This is a genomic window from Micromonospora sp. WMMD737 (assembly GCF_049179055.1).
GTDB lineage: Bacteria > Actinomycetota > Actinomycetes > Mycobacteriales > Micromonosporaceae > Micromonospora > Micromonospora reichwaldensis.
In genome coordinates, this window is record NZ_JBMHMH010000035.1 from 1 (window position 1) to 3,849 (window position 3,849).

The window sequence follows — 3,849 nt, forward strand, 5'->3', positions numbered from 1 at the left end:
GAGTAGCGCATAGGCCATAGTAGCTAAGTTCTGATGATTTCGTCAGAAACTACCTGTGCGTGGTGAACTCGCTCGACGAAACAGTGCCGGCCATCGATCTCGCCGGGGTGCCCACACCAGACGAAAGCAACCACTGATGCCCGGCGTGGTTCCTCGCCGGAGGCCGTGCCCGAACGGGGCGGCGCGGCCGTGCGTCACTGCACGAAGCGAAACTCGTCATCGAGAGGTTGACCGGTCCGGCCGGGCTGGAGGGATCCCGCTCCCAGTCTCGGTTTGGCCTCTACGTCCGGACGCGTGACCTTCACGATGGCCCGCCGAACTGACCAGCGCGCCGCTCGATCCTAGGGCCGCGGGGCTGAGGAACGAGAACACCTCAGTCTCGAAAGAGTCTCATTTTCAACGGTATTCCGACACGAACAAGTGTCAACTCGGCCCGAACATCTCCATTCGGATACGGCCGGGTGCGGCGTGTTTCGCCATCACGGGTTGTGTCGATAACTTGGCGACGTCGCTCCGAGGGCGGCCTCTGGTTTGGTGCGGCAGGGCGTTCTGCTGCACCGCTCGGAGTGGAATGACTTAGCGTGAATGAAGGAGTTGATGGAAGATGGCGGTCTTTGATCGAACCAGCATCAGAGTTGCTGCTGTCGGTGCTGGACTGTGCGGGATCGCCCTGGCGTTCGGCCCCGGCGTAGCCCAGGCCGGCGGATACGAATGCCTGGACACCGCTGCGGGAGAGGTTCCCGCGGCGGCGGCCGGATGCGCACCGATATCCCCGATGGCCGGCGGCGTGCCGATGGCCCTGCCCGGCCCGTTGGCGCCGGTGCCTGTGATTCCGCCGGTGCCGCTGGTGCCGCCCCCGATTCCGCCGGTGGTGCCACCGCTGGTGCCGCCGCCGATTCCGCCGGTCGTTCCGCCTGTCGTGGTGCCTCCGGTGGCTGCGGCGGCACCCATCGTTCCGGCGGCCGGAGCCCCAGTCGCAGGCCTTCCGCTGACCACCATGGGCGGCCTGGCGGGCAAGGGTGATCCGGTGGGGCCGGCGCCGAGCGGAGCGCCGGTCGCCGGTCAGCCCACGGCACCTGGTCCGGGCGCATAGTCACGCACTGACGAACACGCGCTGACGGCCCGTCCTCGATGGGGGCGGGCCGTTAGGCGTATCAGGGGCGCCGCGGTGCTGCAGGCAGTGCAAAGCCGTGTCGGCGGCGCTGGGCCTGAATGTCGGCGCCGCTGAAGCGACTGTTGCACAGTTGAATTCCATTGACTGTCGACACCGGTGGTACTCCTCGTCCAAATCCCACTGGTAGCCAACCACTTACGGCCTGCGGCAGATCGTCGATAGTCCTAGGTGCCCCCCGGGAGGCGTTGCCGAAGCGTGACGAACCTTTGATCGAATCGAAGGGGCGCAAGCACTTTCACCGACCTCCCAGCACTCCTACCATCAGTAACTGACAACGTTGTAACTTCTACGGATTCGGGAAGCCATGCGCGGTGCTGTTCGGAGTGTCCTCGTCGCAGTCATGATGGCTGCAAGCGTGGTTGTGGGGTCGGGGAACACCAGCAGGGCGGCGGTTTCGTCGCCGCAGCTCACCGTCGCCTCGATGCTGCCCGCCGAGGGGGCGGTCGTGGGGGTGGCCCACCCCGTCGTGGTCACGTTCAACCGCCCGGTCTTCGATCGAGTTGCAGCGCAACGGGCCATCGACGTCACATCCGTGCCGGCGATGACCGGGAAGTTCGAGTGGGTCGAAGACAATGTCGCGCAGTGGGTCCCGGACACGTTCTGGCCTGCCCACACGACGGTGTCACTGTCGGTGGGCAACCTGCCGACCCGAAACTTCGAGACCGGTCCCGCGGTCATCGGAGTCGCGAACCTCTCCGATCACACGTTCACCGTCACGATCGACGGTCAGCCGCCGGACAACCTGCCCGCGCCACACCATCGACCCAACTTTGGGCAGAACGGTGTCTTCCCCGCTTCGATGGGACGACCGGAATACCCGACGCCGGTGGGGATCTACACCGTCCTGGCCAAGGAACACGACGTCGTGATGGATTCGAGCAGCGTGGGCATCCCGGTCAACGACCCAGACGGCTACCTGTTGGACGTGGAATACGCCGTGCGCTTCACCAAGCGCGGCCTGTTCGTGCATTCGGCTCCGTGGGCGGTCAACCAAATGGGTTTCGAGAACACCAGCCACGGCTGTATCGGGCTCAGCACCGAGGACGCCGAGTGGTACCTCAACACGGTCAACGTGGGTGATCCGATCATCGTGCGCGAGAACGGCGTCGAGGTTCCCCGGACAGTGTCCAGCTAGCACGCTCCCAGGCTGCCCCGCCGGTCGCCGATCCGCTCACAACAGGTCCGTCGCGCCGGTGGGGTCGTAGAAGACCAGAAGGTCGAACTCACCTGTCACCGGATTGTCGATCCGCACCGAGATGCTGCCCGCATCCTGGCTGACCAGAGACACCGCCGGGTTGGACCCGCCGGTCACCGCCGCGATCAGGGCGGCCAGATCGGCGTCACCGGCGAACCCGTCGCCGAACAGGTCGAAGATCGGGTTGGCGGGCCCGTCGCCGAGCACCAGTTCCTCGGAGCCGACGTCGATCAGCGACAGATTGTTCTGTCCGTCGGCCAGATCGGCGCCGCCGCGGGCATCGAACCCCGCGAGGATGGCCTCCGAACCAGGCCCTTCGAACGTCAGCCGGTCGGTTTGCACGCCGTCGGCGAACGCCAGCGTGAAGCTCACCGGGGTGAGCCCGACCAGCTGCACCCCGTCGATTCCCGGCTCGGACTCGAAGTCCAGTTGCGCACCGCTGCGGCCGTTGAGAATCTCCTCGAGCAGCTGCTGGGCGTCGTTGTCGTTGTCGTCGGCATCGACCTCGGCGCGCAGGATGCCCGACAGCTCGCTGATCGGCAACGCCAGCAGCGAGGACAACAGCGAGAACCCGCCCTCGGTCCCGACGGCGAAGGTATCGCCGATCTCGAAGACAAACTCACCGAGCGGGACCGTGACTGCGGCGGTCTCCGGGACGCCGTTCGCGACGTCGACGACCGGCTGCTCTGTCAGCGGCTCGGCGTCGGCGAGATTGAGTCCCGGCGCGATGGCCTCGAACAGCGCCCGCAGCGCCGGCACCGAGAACGCAAAGTTGAGCACATCGGACAGCGTGTACTGCACCTGTTCGGCGAGCGTGGCCAGCGGGCGTCGGTGAAGGTCACCGAGCAGGCCGGCGAACTCGTCGTGCCGCTGGGCGCGCAGAAAACCGACGTCGTAGCCGCCGTTGCCGGGTGCCCGGTCGGTTTCGAAGACGATGACGTCCACTGTGCCGTCGGAGCCGCGGATCTCGAATCGCACCGTGTCGCCCTGGTCGACGGCGTTGACGCCCGGCCGTCGCGCCAGCGACCGCAGCAGGATCGGCAGCTCGTCCTCGGTGATCTCCGCGCCGAGGCCGCGGACCAGGACGCCGTCGAAGGCCGCACCACCGGTGGCGACCACACGGCCGCCGTCGCCGGTCGCGATCACGAGCTCGCTGACGCCGTTGGCCGGGTCCACGGCGCCGCGTTCGGCCAGCTCCACGGCGTCGGCCACTGACTGGCCGCTGAGCACCAGATAGTCGAAGGCCGGTGAATCCTGCTCGTGGACGACCACGGAGATGCTGTCCTTCTCGACACCGAGCAGCCGCACCCTCGGATTGGCGCGGTCCAGCGCGGCGGCGAGCAACGCCGCGGCCGCCTCGGGTGTGCCGATCGGGTCGCCGGCGGTCGCCACAGCCTCCTCGTCGAGATCGATCAGGCCGAACCCGTTGATCCCGTCACCCAGCGCCACATCCCGGTCCAGGCCGGCGATCAGGCCGGGC

2 protein-coding genes are annotated in these 3,849 nt (G+C 67.1%); one reads left to right on the forward strand and one right to left on the reverse strand.

Going from position 1 to position 3,849, the window contains the following annotated elements; all coding sequences use genetic code 11:
* The first annotated feature begins 1,517 nt into the window (after window positions 1-1,517).
* Entirely contained in the window at window positions 1,518-2,309 is a 792-nt protein-coding gene (locus ACN27A_RS34190) for a L,D-transpeptidase (protein ID WP_421459112.1), read from the forward strand.
* Window positions 2,310-2,345: 36 nt separating this feature from the next.
* Here the strand turns inward: ACN27A_RS34190 and ACN27A_RS34195 are convergent.
* Window positions 2,346-3,849 (reverse strand): SRPBCC family protein (locus ACN27A_RS34195; RefSeq protein ID WP_421459114.1); only part of this gene is annotated, 1,504 nt, incomplete at its 5' end.